Raw genomic sequence first — 14,285 nt, 5'->3', positions numbered from 1 at the left:
ACTTGTACACCCTGGACAAGCAGGATGTCCACATTGTGCCATGTCGCCGGGTCGGCAGCCGGGGGTGGCCGCCGTACCGTCGGGAGCATGAGCATCGAGCACGACGCACACGCCTCCGGCCGGCCGGCCATCACCGAGGGCGGGCCCTCGCTGCCGCAGGAACGCCGCCTGGTGACGGCGATCCCGGGGCCGAGGTCGCAGGAGATGTTCGCCCGCAAGCGCTCGGCCGTGCCGCCGGGCATCGGCACCACGCTGCCGGTGTTCGTCACGCACGCCGGGGGCGGCGTGGTGGTGGACGCCGACGGCAACTCCCTGATCGACTTCGGCTCGGGCATCGCGGTGACCACGGTGGGCAACGCCGCGCCGCGCGTGGTGGAGCGGGTGCGCAGGCAGGTCGGCGATTTCACCCACACCTGCTTCATGGTCACGCCGTACGAGTCGTACGTCGAGGTCTGCGAGAAGCTGAACGCCCTCACGCCCGGCGACCACGAGAAGCGGTCGTTCCTCGTCAACTCCGGCGCCGAGGCCGTGGAGAACGCCGTGAAGGTGGCCAGGCACGCGACGGGCCGCCAGGCCGTTGTGGTGTTCGACCACGGCTACCACGGCCGCACGCTGCTCACCATGACGCTCACGGCCAAGAACATGCCCTACAAGCAGGGCTTCGGGCCGTATGCCCCCGAGGTGTACCGCATGCCGATGGCCTACCCGTTCCGCTGGCCGGGCGGGGCGGAGAACTGCGCGGCCGAGGCGCTGGCGCAGGTGACCGACGCGATCGACAAGCAGATCGGCGCGCACAACGTCGCCGCCATCGTGATCGAGCCGATCCAGGGCGAGGGCGGTTTCATCGAGCCCGCCCGCGGCTTCCTGCCCGGCCTGCTGGAGTACGCCAGGGCCAACGGCATCGTGTTCGTCGCCGACGAGGTGCAGACCGGCTTCGCCCGCACCGGCCACCTGTTCGCGTGCGAGGACGAGGGCCTGGTGCCCGACATCATCTGCACGGCCAAGGGCATCGCGGGCGGCCTGCCGCTGGCCGCGGTGACCGGCAGGGCCGAACTGCTGGACGCCGTGCACGTCGGCGGCCTCGGCGGCACCTACGGCGGCAATCCGCTGGCGTGCGAGGCGGCGCTGGCCGTGCTGGAGACCATCGAGGCGGACGGCCTGGTGGAGCGGGCCCGCCGCATCGGCGACCTGATGCTGCCGCGGCTGCGGGCGCTGGCGGAGCGGTTCGACGTGGTGGGCGACGTGCGGGGGCGGGGCGCGATGACCGCCATCGAGCTGGTGGTGCCCGGGTCCGCGGAGCCGGACGCCGCGGTGACCGGCGAGGTGGCGCGGCGCTGCCACGCCGAGGGCCTGCTGGTGCTGACGGCGGGGACGTACGGCAATGTGCTGCGTTTTCTGCCGCCGCTGTCGATCTCGGATGCATTGGTAGACGAAGGGCTGTCGATCCTGGAAAAGGCCATCTCGTCCGTTTAGCCATCCCGGCGGAGGGCACCCGGCTTGCCGCCGGGTGCACCTTTTGTCGTTAAGAGCCGGACACGATGCCGGCGATTTAACCGCTCCTTGGCATCCCCGTAGTCGATCACGGTGGGTTACCCGGTTATAACGGTTCGGGTATGAGACGTCCACACCACTGGAGCGTGATGAGCTGGGATCCGGCCGGAGCGGCACGGCGCACCCCGACGTTCGACCCTGAACACCTGACCGCCCCGCAGCGCGACGGCGACGCCTGCGTGGTCTGCCACAAGAAATGGCCACGTCCCCGCGTCAAGGCCGGCCGCCTCCCCGACGGCTCGCCGGTGATGGCCTGCGACGACTGCGCCAAGTCCCTCCAGCCGGCCACCCCCGCGCCCCGCCGCAACCCGCACCCGCGCCGCGCGGCGACCCCCTAGCCGGGCACGAGCTCGCGCCAGCGGGCCGTCCAGTCGGCGTAGTCGGTGCAGCCGGTGTCCTCGCCGCCGCAGTCGCGGGTAGGCCGGACCGCGAAGTGGATCTTTTTCACCCACGCCTGGTCGTCCATGCGGTACGCGTCGCAGACCCGGGCGGCACGGCCGGTGCAGGCCTCCGCGTTGGCCGGGGCGAAGCCGGTCCACGTGGCCGCCTGGCGCTGCGCGTCCGGCGAGCCGATCCAGTCGAGCCAGCGGTAGGCGCAGTTGGGGCTGGCCGGGCGGGCCGCGAGCATCCAGGAGTCGACCCAGCCGGTGGTCTCCCGCTGCGGCACCGCCCGCACCGGACGGCCGGCGCGGCGCAGCAGGTCCTGCTGGTAGGGCACGGTGCGCGTCATGCTCACCGCGCCGGAGGTCAGCCCCTGCAGCGGCTCGACGGTCTCGGTCCAGTACGTACGCTCGGCGCGCCGCTCGGCGAGCAGCGCCACCGCCGCGTCGAGCTGGGCCGGGGTGAGCTCGAAGGGGTCGCGGACGCCCAGGGCGGGGCGGGTCGTGCGCAGGGCCAGCGCGGCGTCGGCGATGGACAGCGGGGCGTCCCGCAGCGACATCGAGCCCGGCCTGGAGAAGATCGACGCGGCGTCCAGGCCGCGTTCGGTGCCCGCGGTGAGGGTGACGTAGGACCCCCACAGGTACGGCACGCCGTACACCTCGTCCCCGGACACGGCGGTGCGCTGCGTGCGCAGCCAGCGGGGGATGTCGTCGTAGTGGGGCAGCAGGGACGTGGTGATCGGGGCGGCCCTGCGCTCCGCGATCAGCCGTCCGGCGACCTCCGGCGGCGCCGAGATCACGTCGTAGGTGACGCGCCGCGCCATGGCGTCCATCTCGCCGGGCGAAGGCGGGTAGCGCAGGTTGACCTTGCAGCCGGTGTCGCGCTCGAACGGCCCCACCCAGTTGACCTGGGGGTCGTACCCGCCGTACTCGGCGTACCCGCGCGGCGCGAGCACCGTCACCGAGCCCTCGCCCGGCCCGATCGTCTTGGTCGGCGAGGGGGACGGCGTGGGCGTCGTCGCCGGGGTGGGCGGCGCGGCCGTGGTCCGCCGGGCCGACGCCGCGGGGCCGGGCACCGACACGGCCCCGGCGCGCGGCGTGACCGGCGTGACCGGCGCCGTCGTACCCGCGGGCCCGTCCCCGGAGGAGGCGCAGCCCGGCAGGACCACCGCCGCCGCGGCGAGCAGGGCCGTCAGGCCGTAACGCCGCCGCCTCACCTGTGCTCCACCCCCGCCCCCTCGGTACGCGCGCTGCCCGCAGCCTATCGGGCACCACGGACACCGGCGGGTGGGGCGCGGTGAACGGCCGCTACCCGTTGGTGGGGAAGCCGAGGTTCACCCCGCCGTGGCTCGGGTCGAGCCAGCGGGAGGTGATCACCTTGCCCCTGGTGTAGAAGTGCACGCCCTCGGTGCCGTGGACGTGGGTGTCGCCGAACAGGGAGGACTTCCAGCCGCCGAAGCTGTAGTAGGCCATCGGGACGGGGATCGGCACGTTGACGCCGACCATGCCCACCTCGACCTCGTTCTGGAATCGGCGGGCGGCGCCGCCGTCGTTGGTGAACACGGCGGTGCCGTTGCCGTACTCGGTCTCGTTGATGACGCGCAGGCCCTCGTCGTAGGAGCCGACCCTGACCACCGACAGCACGGGGCCGAAGATCTCGTCGCGGTGCACCGACGTGCCGGGGCGCACGTGGTCGATCACCGTGGGGCCGAGCCAGAAGCCGGGGGTGCGGGCCGCGACGGTGCCGCCCTTGACCGGGGTCTCGCGGCCGTCCACCACGAGCTTGGCGCCCTCGGCGAGCGCGGTGTCGAGGTAGGAGGCCACCTTGTCGCGGTGCGTCCCGGTGACCAGGGGCCCCATGTCGGACTCGGGGTCGTCGCCGGGGCCGACGGTCAGCCTGCCCACCCGGTCGACGATCTTGGCCACCAGCTCGTCGCCGACCGGGTCGACGGCGAGCACGACGGAGATCGCCATGCACCGCTCCCCCGCCGAGCCGAACCCGGCGTTGACGGCCGCGTCGGCCACCAGGTCCAGGTCGGCGTCCGGCAGCACGAGCATGTGGTTCTTCGCGCCGCCGAGCGCCTGCACCCGCTTACCGTTGGCGGTACCCGTCTGGTAGACGTACCGCGCGATCGGCGTGGAGCCGACGAACGACACCGCCCGCACGTCGGGGTGCTCCAGCAGCCGGTCCACCGCCGCCTTGTCGCCCTGCACGACGTTGAACACGCCGTCCGGCAGCCCCGCCTCCTTCCACAGCCGCGCCATCAGCAGCGACGCCGACGGGTCGCGCTCGGACGGCTTGAGGACGAAGGTGTTGCCGCAGGCGACGGCGACCGGGAACATCCACATCGGCACCATGGCCGGGAAGTTGAACGGCGTGATGCCCGCCACGACGCCGAGCGGCTGGCGGATGGAGAAGGAGTCGACGCCGGTGGAGACGTTCTCCGAGAAGCCGCCCTTGAGCAGGTGCGGGATCCCGCAGGCGAACTCCACCACCTCCAGGCCGCGGGCCACCTCGCCGAGCGCGTCCGAGTGCACCTTGCCGTGCTCGGCGCTGATCAGCGCGGCCAGCTCGTCACGGTGCCGGTCCATCAGCTCGCGGAACGCGAACAGCACCTTCGACCGCCGGGTCAGCGAGGAGTCGCGCCACCCGGGGAACGCCGCGCGCGCGGCGGCCACCGCCGCGTCCACGTCCGCGGGGGCCGCCAGGTCGACGTACCCGGCGACCTCGCCGGTGGCCGGGTCGAAGATCTCGCCCCGCCGCCCGCCGCCCGCGGTCTCGGCGCCGCCGATCCAATGGCCGGCGTGTCTCATACGGCCGCCTCCTCGTTGACGGTCTCCAGCGCGGCGACGAGGAGGCCTAGCCCTTCGCGGGCCTCGTCCTCGGTGAGGGTGAGCGGCGGCGCCATGCGCAGCGCGTGGCCGTACAGGCCGCCCTTGCCGACGAGCAGGCCGAGCTTCTTGGTCTCCTCCAGCATCCGGGCGGCCAGCGGGGGCGACGGCTCGCCGGTGGCGGGGTCGACCAGGTCCACCGCGAACATCAGGCCCTTGCCGCGCACGCCGCCCACGATGGGCAGGCGGGGCGCGGCCTCGCGCAGCCCGTCGATGAGGACGGCGCCGGTGACGGCGGCCCGGGACTGCAGGTCGTGGTCGAGCACGTAGTCCAGGGTGGCGCTCGCCGCGGCCATGGCGATCGGGTTGCCGCCGAAGGTGGACAGGCCGATGGCCTTCGGGCCGTCCATCAGGTCGCCGCGCGCGACGACGCCGCCCACCGCGAACCCGTTGCCGAGGCCCTTGGCGAAGGTCATCATGTCCGGGGTCACGCCGTGCGCCTGGATGCCGAAGAACGACTCCCCGGTGCGGCCCCACCCGGTCTGCACCTCGTCGGAGATGAAGAGGATGCCCTCCTCGTCCAGCACCTGCTTGTACGCGGCGAACAACCCGTCGGGCGCCATGGTGAAGCCGCCCACGCCCTGGATCGGCTCGGCGATCAGCGCGGCGACGTCCGGGGCCGTGGCGGTGGCGAGCACGTGGCGCAGGTCCGCGACGCACGCCTCGATGTACGCCTCGTCGGACATGCCGCGGAACTGGGGCAGATGGCGGTCGGCGCCGTGCAGGAAGTGCGCGTTGAGCGGCGACAGCGCGTTGTTCTTCCAGCCGCGGTTGCTGGTGACGGCGATCGCGCCGAAACTGCGGCCGTGGTAGCTCTGCCGCATGGCGAGCACCTGGTCCGACCTGCGGGCGTGGGTCGCGAGCAGCAGGGCGGTCTCGTTGGCCTCGGTGCCGGAGTTGGTGAAGAACACCTTGGCGTCCGGGATGCCGGACAGGCCGGCGATCTTCTCGGCCAGCTCGATCTGGGTGCGCAGCAGGTACAGCGTGCTGGTGTGCACGACCCCGGTGGCGAGCTGGCGCTCCACCGCCTGGCGCACCTCGGGCACGTCGTAGCCGATCATGTTGGTGAGGATCCCGGCGAAGAAGTCGAGGTAGCTGCGGCCCTCGGCGTCCACGACCCGATTGCCCTTTCCTCGCACGATCTCGATGGGCTGCTCGTAATAGAGGGGCGACCAGTTCGGCAGGACCGCGCGATGGCGCGCGAGAAGGTCGGACATAGTCCGATTATGTCCACTCTCCGGGGTCCGGTCCCAGCGGCACAGTGTCGGGCAACCGCGAAATTACGTTACATCGTGCTAGCTCTGCACTTCTGATGTCCGCTCCACCTATCATCACAATGTCCTGACATAGTGGGAAAATCCGAATAGTGGGCTGACTGTCGGATTTCTCCGATCCGGTTGGCCCACATCGGCCCCTATCGGCCCGCTAGCGAACACTATGTCAAGGACTGGCCATCCGGCCTTACAGTCTGATCGGATAGGCTCGGTATGTGCTACCGACCCTGGCCGACGTCCTCGCGCTGGACACCGTTCACCGGGGCAGCCCGCGCGTGGTCGCGGGCGCCGACAGGCTGGACACCCGCGTGCGGTGGGTTCACGTCGGCGAGGTCAGCGACATCGCGCACCTGCTGCGCGGCGGCGAGCTCATCCTCACCACCGGCGTCGCCCTCCCCGAGGACCCCGGCAAGCTGGCCGACTACATCGCCGACCTCGCCGGCGTCGGCGCGTCCGGCCTGATCGTCGAGCTCGGCCGCCGGTTCGTCGGCGAGCTGCCGCGCGCGGTGGTCGACGCCGCGGAGACCCACGGCCTCCCCCTGGTCACCCTGGCCCGCGAGACGCCGTTCGTGCAGATCACCGAGTCGGTGCACGCCCGGATCATCGACATCCAGCTGGAGGAGCTGCGCGCGTCCGACCACCTGCACGAGGTGTTCACCGAGCTGTCGGTCGAGGGCGCCTCCCCCGCCGAGGTGCTCGGCCAGGTGTCCCGGTTGTCGTCGCGGCCCGTGGTGCTGGAGAACCTCGCCCACCAGGTACTGGCCTGCGAGAGCTCCGGCCGCGACACCGGCACCCTGCTGGCCGGCTGGGAGGCGCGGTCCCGCGCCGTCGCGCCGCGCGAGCGCACCGCCTACGACGCCTCGTCCGGCTGGCTGGTCACCATGGTCGGGGCGCGCGGCCACGACTGGGGCCGGCTCATCATCATCTGCGACTCGCCGCCCGGCCCGCGCGACGTCGTCCTCGCCGAACGCGCCGCCACCACCCTCGCGCTCGGACGGCTGCTGGAGCGCCACCAGGAGAGCCTGGAGCGCCAGGCGCACGGCACCATCCTCACCGGCATCCTCACCCACGCCTACGCCGACCCCGACGAGGCCGCCGCCCGCGCCCGCGCCGTCGGGGTGCCGCTCACCGGGCGCAAGCTGATCAGCGTCGTGCTGCGGCTGGCCGAGCACAACGACACCGCGCTGAACCTCCAGGCCCGGCTCGGCGAGCTGGCCGAGGCCACCGCCGCCGCCTGCCGCGACGCCCGGCTGCCCGCGCTGGTCGGCGCGCTGGACCAGAACCGCGTCGGCGTCCTGCTGCCCCTGCCGCCGCGCATGCTCGCCGAGGGGGCGCTCACCGCGCTGGCCGAGCGGCTGCGCACCACGTTCACCACGCCGTTCGTGCTGGCCGCCGGGTCGGTCGTGGAGTCGGTGCGCGACGTGCGGCGCAGCTTCCTGGAGGCCGAGCAGGTCGCCGAGGCCGCGGCCCGCCAGCCCGACCGGCGCCCGTTCTACCGCCTGCCCGACCTGCGGCTGCGCGGCCTGCTCCACCTGCTGCGCGACGACGCCCGGCTGCAGACCTTCGCCGAACGCGAGCTCGGGCCGCTGCTGGCGCACGACGCGCACCGGGGCGGCGACCTGACCGGCATCCTGAAGACCTACCTGGAGTCCGGCCGCAACAAGGCGGTGGCCGCCCAGCGCGCCCACCTGTCCCGGCCCGCGTTCTACGACCGGCTGCGGCGCCTGGAGCGCGTCCTCGACACCGACCTGGACGACGTCGACTCCTGCCTGTCCCTGCACGTCGCCCTGCTGGCGCTGGAGTCGTTCCGGCGAGAGATCCGCTGAGCGGCCCGTCCTTCTCTAGGAGATCCTTTGACCACCGGCCAGACCATCGCCCGGCGTGCGCGCGACCTCGGCATCGTGATCGGCGACGGCACGCCCGGCACGTACAACGCCATCACCGACGTCCCCGGGGTCCAGGTCGGGCACACCACCCTGATCCACGGCGACGGACCCCGGGTCGTCGGCGCGGGCCCGGTGCGCACCGGCGTCACGGTGGTGCTGCCGCACGCCGGGTCGGCGTTCGACGAGCCGGTCTACGCCTCCTACCATTGGCTGAACGGCAACGGCGAGATCACGGGCCTCGCCTACCTCGCGGAGTTCGGCATCCTCGGCTCGCCGATCGGCCTGACCAACACCGCCTCGGTGGGGACGGTCCGCGACGCGCTGGTGGAGATCGAGGTGGCGTCGCTGGCCAAGGGCCAGTACGCGTGGTCCCTGACGGTGGTCGGCGAGACCTGGGACGGCACGCTGAACGATATCGACGGGCAGCACGTCCGCCCCGAGCACGTCAAGGCCGCCTACGCCTCGGCGTCCGGCGGCCCGGTGGCCGAGGGCGCGGTCGGCGGCGGCACCGGCATGATCTGTCATGGCTTCAAGGGCGGCATCGGCACGGCGTCCCGCGTGCTCGACGAGCGGCACGGCGGCTACACCGTCGGCGTGCTCGTGCAGGCCAACCACGGCAGCCGCCGCCGGCTGACCGTCAACGGCGTCCCGGTCGGCCGGTCCTTCCCCGACGTGCCGCTGCCCGCCTCGCCGGCGCCCGAGGGCGCGGGGTCCATCATCGGCATCATCGCCACCGACGCGCCGCTGCTGCCGCACCAGTGCCGCCGCCTGGCCCAGCGGGCCGGGCTCGGCGTGGCGCGCACCGGCGGGGCGGGCGAGAACTCCAGCGGCGACGGCTTCCTGTGCTTCTCCACGGCCAACCGCAACCTCCCGGCCAACACCGTGGACGCCGCCCCGCCGCTCACCTTCCAGGTCACCGTGCTGGCCGACGAGCACATCGACCCGCTGTTCTACGCGGTGATCGAGGCGACCGAGGAGGCCATCGTCAACGCCCTGGTGGCCGGGGAGACCATGACCGGCGCGGACGGCGTGACCGTGCACGGCCTGGACGGCGAACGCCTCGCCGCGCTGCTCGGCTGAATTCACCCATTTACCTGGGCATTTACCGGTAAAAGCATTACTTGTCGGCGGCTCGCGGCGAACCGCACCCTATATGCCGGGTTACATTCTCGTAGATGTTGGCGCGTTCACCGGCGCAAGACCGGTCACTCCCCACACCATGGTGCACCGAGGACTGAAACACCCACGGGAGCCCCTGATGCCACGTCGCCTTCTCGCCGGACTTGCCGTCTTCATCGTCACCGCGGCCTCCGTGCCCGCGCTGACGGCCACGGCGGCCGCGGAGCCTGCGCGGTGGACGCTCCCCTCGAAGGAGTTCCCGCTGGGCGAACCAACCGCCGCCAGGCAGAAGCACAAGGCCGTGGCGGCCGGGATCGACTTGTACACCGTGCGGCACGGCAAGAAGGGCGACGGCTACACCGTGTCGCTGCTGATGAAGGGCAAGGACTCCGGCTCGCGCGCGAACGCGGAGGCCGCGGCCGAGAGCGCGCGGGCGGCCGGATTCCCCGCGGCCCTGACGGAATTCGTCCGGCCGGGGGTCGCCGATTTCCCGGAGGGCACCGGATACATGGCACGGGTCGGGTTGTGGCCGCTCGATCAGCGCGACAAGGCCGCCGAAATGGTTAAACAACTCAAAGAGGCTGGAATCTCCTCAAAGGTGGACTTTCTCGGAGATGACGGTACGCAGACCACCGGCCCTTGGGACATCCGCGTCCTGAGCGTCGACCCCCGCGTCTTCCGTGGCTCGTACCACGCCAGCCTCGGCAAGACCGTCGCCGCCCGCGAGACGACGTCCTCCATGGCCAAACAGGCCGGGGCCATCGCCGCGGTCAACGGCGGGTTCTTCAACATTCACACCGAGAAGCACCTGCGCGGCGAGCCCGTCGGCGTCTCCGTGGTGGACGGGAAGCTACTCAGCGAGGCCGTCGCCGGCCGCAGCGCCCTGATCCTCAAGGACCGCACCGCCCGGATCACCGAGATCAGGACCGACGTCACCGTCACCTCCGCCGACGGCGAGAAGACCGCCATCACCGGCGTCAACCGCGTCGCCCAGCCCGACGAGCTGGTCCTGTACACCGAGGAGTACGGCGCCAAGACCCCCGCCGACGACGGCGCCGAGGCCGTGCTCGACGCCGAGGGCGGGGTGCTGGAGCTGCGCGCGTCCGGCGGCAAGGTCGAGCCCGGCACCCGCGTCCTGCACGGCACCGGCATCATGGCCGACTGGATCTGGTCGCACGCCTGGGAGAAGTGGACCGTCAAGGTCGCCACCAAGGTCATCGACCTGCGCACCGGCAAGGCCATCCCCCTCACCCCGCAGACCAGCGTCATCGGCGGGGGCGTGGGCCTGGTCCGCAACGGCCGCGAACGCGTCACCGCCAAGGCCGACGGCCAGGCCAGCGTCAACATGATCCTCCGCCGCCACCCCCGCACCCTGGCCGGCGTCACCAGGTCCGGCATGCTCCTGCTCGTCACCGTCGACGGCCGCCGCCCCGGCTCCACCGTCGGCGCCTCCATGGTCGAGGCCGCCCGCCTGATGGTGTGGCTCGGCGCCCGCCAGGCCATCAACCTCGACGGCGGCGGCTCCAGCGCCATGATCGTCAAAGGCAAGCCCGTCAACCGCCCCTCCGACGGCACCGAACGCGGCGTAGGCGACGCCCTGCTCATCACCCCCTGAAATTTCCTCCCCGCAAGATGTCGAGCAACCCTCATCGGCTCCGACCACCTCACGTAAGGCCACCGACGTGAGGACGCCTCCCATGAAGTACATGCTGCTGATCCACATGAACACCGAAATCTGGGACACCCTCTCCGAAGCCGACCGCCAGGAAGTCTTCCAAGGCCACACCGACTTCATCGACTTGATCACCAAGTCCGGCGAACTCCTCTCCACCGAACCCCTCTGCGCCCCCTCCCACACCACAACCGTCCGCATCCGCAACAACACCCCCGCCATAACCGACGGCCCCTACCTGGAAACCAAGGAGTACTTCTGCGGCTACTACTTGATCGACTGCGACACCAAACCCCGCGCCCTAGCCCTAGCCACCATGATCCCCGACGCCAAATACACCGCCATAGAAGTCCGCCCCCTAATGACCCCCACCGCCCCCGCCCTCTAACCCCCCACCCCCGCATCGCCCTCACCCCCTCCATCTGACGCCCCAAACCCGCCCCACACGGCTGGCCCCCAAGCCCACCGCCCCCCCGCAAGACTTTCCGGGCCCATCACGGCTCCCGGGGCACGCCCCATCGCCCCGGGCACACCGGACACGCCCCACCGCCCAAAGCTGTGCCTTCCCAAGGTCAGCCCGGCTTCCGCGCAGCCACCGTCCGTGGCTTAGGACACGCCAGGCACAGCGCCAGCGCCCCGCCCACCCCACCGCCCCAGGCGAGCATTCCGGGACATCGTGGCTCCGGGACATCGTGGCCCGGGGGCCACCGAACACGGGCCCCCGGTGACGTCCCGCCAGGTGGTGTGATTTCCGTGGCCGTGATCATGAACGCGCCGCCCTAGGCGCCAGGTGGCGGGCCATCGACACCCTTCACGAAGATCCCCAGGAGTTACACCATTTCAGGGGACGTCACCCGCCCCCCCCAGCCCACCCCACCGCCCACAGGTAAGCCTTTCCAAGGTCATCCCGGCTTCCGCAGCCACCATCCATGCCCTCGGACACGCCGAATACGGCGCGCTAGCGCCCTGCTCGCCTCACCGCCCCAGGTGAGCGTTCAGGGACATCGTGGCCTCGGGGGGCGCCCGACACGGCCCCCAACCCGCCCCACCGCCCGCAACTCTCCGGGCCACCGTCCGTGGCCTCGGGCCCGCCGTACACGGCGCTAGCGCCTGGCCCACCCCAACGCCCCAGGGGAGCTTTCCGGGACATCGCGCCTTGGGGGCGCCGGACACGGCCCCCAGCCCAGCCACCCCAACGCCCCACGGGTGAGTCGTCTTCTCTCCGGCGCCGAGGCGGCGGGACGTGGTGCGGCGAATCCGGCGCCGTTCTACGGCGAGAAACCGGCTCCTCTGATGGACCGCATGGTGTGGACGAGCGTCGCGCGGATGGGGGTGTTGAGGATCCACGAGCGCATCTCCGGGACGGAGGCAGGGCGGGTGCTGGCTAGACGACAAGGGTGGGGGTCATCCACGTCAAGCGGCGTTCTTGGCATTGATCTTGTTGATCCCCGGACCCCTGGTCGTGTCTGAAGCTCACCACGAGGGAGCCGGCTGGGGAGCCCGGTTACCGCCGAGGGCGGCGACGGATTCGTCGTACAACGTCACGCCGCCTCAGTCCGCAGAGGGTTACAGAATCTAGAAGCCGGACGGTAAGGCACGGAAGCCGGGGCGGGAGCCATGATCGAAACCTGTGGATCTGCCGGGAAGGGTGTACCTTCCCGGGTCATCCGATAAAGGTTTCGAGATAAGGCGGACGAGCCAACGCCGGTCGGGAAGCGGGCCGAGCTGGACGCCTGCGTCGCCACCTTCGCTGACGAGCGTAACGAGCGCGGTCGCCACTTGGTGGTGCGTAACAGCTCACACCAGCCGCGAGAGATCCTCACCGCGGTAGGCGCGAACGAGGTCAAGCCTCGCACGTTAACGACAAGCGCATCGACGAGGCCACCGGCGAGCAGCGGCTATTCTCCTCATCTATCCTGCCGGCCTGGCCGCCAAACGGCGCGGGGTGCGGGCGCCGGTGCCGGCGATCGGGGACGGCGCGCTCGGCTTCCGGTCCGCGCCGCGAGAAGTGTTTCCCCAGGACTGGCGAGCAGGCAACGCACCCACCCGGTCGTCCTCGTCCGCACTGGAGCAATCTTCATCTACGGGAAACTCCTCGAATGACCCGACGACTTGGCCGCCTGACACCCCACTACCCCGCAAGTAGGAGCACACCGTGAGCAGCATCATCGACAAGATCGCCTGGATCCACCTGGACAACGGCAAGATCCTCAGCACCCGCTCACGAGGCAAGAACATCTACTACCTCCCCGGCGGCAAACGCGAACCAGGCGAAACCGACCTCGACACACTCACCCGCGAGATCGACGAGGAGCTCTCCGTCAAGATCCTCCCCGCCACCGCCACCCATATGGGCACCTACCAAGCCCAAGCACATGGCCACGCCGACGGCATCACCGTCCAGATGACCTGCTACACCGCCGACCATCACGGGACACCGACACCCAGCAACGAGATCGAAGAAATCACCTGGCTGACCTACGCCGACCGCAACCGCGTGTCCCCCGTCGACCAGATCATCTTCGATGACCTACACCAGGCCGGACAACTTCACTGACTCAGCAACACCCGAACCGATCCACAGGGTATTGACGATTGCTCCGGGCACGAATTGGACCAGCGAGCATGGACTGAAACGCATGGCGGTGGCGCACGGTGAGCCCGGCAGGCTCGGGGGGTACGAGAGTGTCCCCCGCAGGAGAACAGCCCTTACGCCTTCCGCGCGAAGCGCGTCCTCCACAGGGACAGATTCATCGCCGCCGCACACACCACGGATTTTCGGCCGTACGACCACGCCGTACGACCACGCCGTACGTCGGCGTCCCACGTCCGCGCCGACGTCGGCGCCGCCGCGAAGCCCTGCCGTCTCGTCGGGGTTCGTCATTCGGCGCCGAGGCGGCGGGTCGTGGTGCGGCGGATCCGGCGCCGCTGTACGGCGGGACACCGGCCTGGCGGAACGCGTCGCGGTGGCGCAGGGTGAGCCCGGCAGGCCCGGGGGTGCGGGGGTGTCCCCCGCATGAGCACAGCACTTGCGGCTTTCCGCGCGGAGCGCGCCCTCTGGCAAGGACCGTTTCACCGGCGTCGCCCGCACGCGGGTTGTCCACCGTAAGACGGCGCCGGATTCGCCGCACCACGTCCCGCCGTCGCGGCGCCGGAAACAAACCCGGACTCGGAGGGCGGACGGGTGGGGCGAGGGCTGGGGCTGGTGCACCGGCACCGGCACCGGCACCGGCACCGGCACCGGCACCAGGAGCGGAAGCAGCGGGAGGGGGAATGTTTCGTGGAATGCGAAAAGGCCGCCCGGGGGGTGAGCCTGGGCGGCCGTTGCTGTGATGACGCGAGGGATACCGGATGCGTCGGGAACGCGAAACGGCCGCCCAGACAAGTCTGGGCGGCCGTTTCGTGACAACACACCAGGTGTGTTGTGAATGTTTGTCCGGCGGTGTCCTACTCTCCCACACCGTCCCCGGTGCAGTACCATCGGCGCTGAACAGCTTAACTTCCGGGTTCG

The 14,285-nt window shown here is 71.1% G+C and carries 10 protein-coding genes and 1 rRNA gene; 7 read left to right on the top strand and 4 right to left on the bottom strand.

Annotated elements, in window-relative coordinates; all coding sequences use genetic code 11:
• The first annotated feature begins 87 nt into the window (after positions 1-87).
• Both gabT and ACFP1K_RS24745 read left to right on the top strand, forming a co-directional pair.
• Positions 88-1,473 carry a 4-aminobutyrate--2-oxoglutarate transaminase gene (gene gabT, locus ACFP1K_RS24750; protein ID WP_380757382.1) on the top strand — a complete coding sequence of 462 codons (1,386 nt, stop codon included), beginning with the start codon at positions 88-90 and terminating at the stop codon, positions 1,471-1,473.
• Between the two features lie 167 nt (positions 1,474-1,640).
• A complete protein-coding gene (locus ACFP1K_RS24745) occupies positions 1,641-1,889 on the top strand; it encodes a hypothetical protein (protein WP_380757489.1) in 249 nt (82 codons plus the stop codon).
• Here ACFP1K_RS24745 and ACFP1K_RS24740 read toward each other — a convergent pair.
• The 3 genes from ACFP1K_RS24740 to ACFP1K_RS24730 form a co-directional block, all read right to left on the bottom strand.
• Complete coding sequence (locus ACFP1K_RS24740) at positions 1,886-3,148, bottom strand: extracellular solute-binding protein (protein ID WP_380757380.1); 1,263 nt, start codon at positions 3,146-3,148, stop codon at positions 1,886-1,888. The genes ACFP1K_RS24745 and ACFP1K_RS24740 overlap by 4 nt on opposite strands.
• 91 nt (positions 3,149-3,239) lie before the next feature.
• Positions 3,240-4,745: a CoA-acylating methylmalonate-semialdehyde dehydrogenase gene (locus ACFP1K_RS24735; RefSeq protein WP_380757376.1), complete on the bottom strand. Its 1,506-nt coding sequence runs from the start codon at positions 4,743-4,745 to the stop codon at positions 3,240-3,242.
• Entirely contained in the window at positions 4,742-6,040 is a 1,299-nt protein-coding gene (locus ACFP1K_RS24730; protein ID WP_380757374.1) for an aspartate aminotransferase family protein, read from the bottom strand. The genes ACFP1K_RS24735 and ACFP1K_RS24730 overlap by 4 nt, the downstream gene beginning before the upstream one ends.
• 272 nt (positions 6,041-6,312) lie before the next feature.
• Here ACFP1K_RS24730 and ACFP1K_RS24725 point away from each other — a divergent pair, with 272 nt between their 5' ends.
• The 5 genes from ACFP1K_RS24725 (at position 6,313) to ACFP1K_RS24705 (ending at position 13,331) form a co-directional block, all read left to right on the top strand.
• Positions 6,313-7,923, top strand: a complete 1,611-nt coding sequence (locus tag ACFP1K_RS24725) for a PucR family transcriptional regulator (RefSeq protein ID WP_380757372.1) — start codon at positions 6,313-6,315, stop codon at positions 7,921-7,923.
• Positions 7,924-7,950: 27 nt separating this feature from the next.
• Positions 7,951-9,063 (top strand): DmpA family aminopeptidase, encoded by a 1,113-nt coding sequence (locus ACFP1K_RS24720; RefSeq protein ID WP_380757370.1) that lies wholly within the window; start codon positions 7,951-7,953, stop codon positions 9,061-9,063.
• 178 nt (positions 9,064-9,241) lie between these two features.
• Positions 9,242-10,717: a phosphodiester glycosidase family protein gene (locus ACFP1K_RS24715; protein WP_380757368.1), complete on the top strand. Its 1,476-nt coding sequence runs from the start codon at positions 9,242-9,244 to the stop codon at positions 10,715-10,717.
• A gap of 82 nt (positions 10,718-10,799) precedes the next feature.
• Positions 10,800-11,162, top strand: coding sequence for a YciI family protein (locus ACFP1K_RS24710; protein WP_380757366.1), 363 nt, complete (start codon positions 10,800-10,802; stop codon positions 11,160-11,162).
• A 1,767-nt stretch (positions 11,163-12,929) separates the two neighbouring features.
• Positions 12,930-13,331 carry an NUDIX hydrolase gene (locus tag ACFP1K_RS24705; protein WP_380757363.1) on the top strand — a complete coding sequence of 134 codons (402 nt, stop codon included), beginning with the start codon at positions 12,930-12,932 and terminating at the stop codon, positions 13,329-13,331.
• 877 nt (positions 13,332-14,208) lie between these two features.
• On the opposite strand, the gene rrf is transcribed toward ACFP1K_RS24705, so the two are convergent.
• Positions 14,209-14,285: ribosomal RNA gene (gene rrf / locus ACFP1K_RS41400) — 5S ribosomal RNA — on the bottom strand; the annotation flags it as partial.

Origin of the sequence: Sphaerisporangium aureirubrum, from assembly GCF_042658925.1 — a bacterium.
GTDB lineage: Bacteria > Actinomycetota > Actinomycetes > Streptosporangiales > Streptosporangiaceae > Sphaerisporangium > Sphaerisporangium aureirubrum.
The sequence above is the reverse complement of the archived record's forward strand: the minus strand, read 5'-3'. Positions and strand labels throughout refer to the sequence as shown.

Bases quoted from the DNA above. Each gene is read 5' to 3' on its own strand.
- gabT (WP_380757382.1), top strand. From the start codon at position 88: ATGAGCATCGAGCACGACGCACACGCCTCCGGCCGGCCGGCCATCACC.
- ACFP1K_RS24745 (WP_380757489.1), top strand. From the start codon at position 1,641: ATGAGCTGGGATCCGGCCGGAGCGGCACGGCGCACCCCGACGTTCGAC.
- ACFP1K_RS24735 (WP_380757376.1), bottom strand. From the start codon at position 4,745: ATGAGACACGCCGGCCATTGGATCGGCGGCGCCGAGACCGCGGGCGGC.
- ACFP1K_RS24730 (WP_380757374.1), bottom strand. From the start codon at position 6,040: ATGTCCGACCTTCTCGCGCGCCATCGCGCGGTCCTGCCGAACTGGTCG.
- ACFP1K_RS24715 (WP_380757368.1), top strand. From the start codon at position 9,242: ATGCCACGTCGCCTTCTCGCCGGACTTGCCGTCTTCATCGTCACCGCG.
- ACFP1K_RS24710 (WP_380757366.1), top strand. From the start codon at position 10,800: ATGAAGTACATGCTGCTGATCCACATGAACACCGAAATCTGGGACACC.